Raw genomic sequence first — 908 nt, 5'->3', positions numbered from 1 at the left:
CTGACGACAAGATTGAGGCCCGATGCGCGGAATGCCTGACTTTCGAACGACCGGTCGCGGAGTTCGCCACGCTCATGGAAGAAGACGGCGGTTTGAGTTTGTGCGCTGCCTCGCCCTTGTTGAGGCCGGCTTGGCAGCGCCGACGCAATGTCGAGCTCGAATACCATTCGATCATGAAAGGCGATCGCTCGATGCGGCCGAGTTCCCGAAGAGCCTTGGCCAGTTGGCTTTCCTTCGGTGTTGCCGAGAGCTTCTTCAAGATCGTCGAGGGCACAACGGCACGGGTGGTGATCGACGCCGCCAGATGAAGCAGATCATCCCAGTGATCGAGGATCAGGGTGGTGCAGACCGAGCAGTCGATCTACAACCTCCTGCCCGACCGTGGCTACGTCTGCCGCATCTGGCCGGCTCGCTATCCCGACGAGGAGCGCCGCGCCAAGTGCGGCTCCAGGCTGGCCCCTATGATTGCGCGCGGAGCTAAAGACTGGGCAAGGCGTGACCTAGCGTGAGACCTGAAGGCGGACTAAGGGTGTTGCAAGGCCGACAAGGGAATAAAAATTCCAGATTGGAAAGGGCATTCCATCAACCCCAGTGTGAGCCCTAGCGTGACCCTTTGGCCGGCCTTCATGGTCCCCGCTGGTGGCAGGATCGGATAACGTATCTAGTCCTATGCCTTGCATCACGAGGGTTTGCGTTGGGCCTGCGACAAATGCCGTGACAATGGGAGAGAACCGGGCGCATTACGCGCGGTCTAGTCGTGCGCGTCACGTCCCACGCTGGCGCCGTGGGCCTGTTATCCGATCACCCGCTCAGAAATTTTCACCACGTATCCGACGACTTTGCACGGTTTCAGCTCTTGATTTCTTCGAAACCCGGTGCACGAATCTTACGGTAGGAGGCGGTCATGG

1 protein-coding gene and 1 pseudogene are annotated in these 908 nt (G+C 59.5%); one reads left to right on the top strand and one right to left on the bottom strand.

Annotation, left to right across the window (positions count from 1 at the left end; all coding sequences use genetic code 11):
- Window positions 1-337, bottom strand: a pseudogene (locus X742_RS1000000173620) (Tn3 family transposase); the annotation flags it as partial.
- A 4-nt stretch (window positions 338-341) separates the two neighbouring features.
- Between X742_RS1000000173620 and X742_RS1000000175145 the strand changes: the two are divergent.
- Complete coding sequence (locus tag X742_RS1000000175145; RefSeq protein ID WP_156942052.1) at window positions 342-509, top strand: hypothetical protein; 168 nt, start codon at window positions 342-344, stop codon at window positions 507-509.
- Window positions 510-908 lie beyond the last annotated feature (399 nt).

Source organism: Mesorhizobium sp. LNHC229A00 (assembly GCF_000502415.1).
Taxonomy (GTDB): Bacteria; Pseudomonadota; Alphaproteobacteria; order Rhizobiales; family Rhizobiaceae; genus Mesorhizobium.
This window is presented reverse-complemented; position numbering and strand designations above follow the sequence as displayed.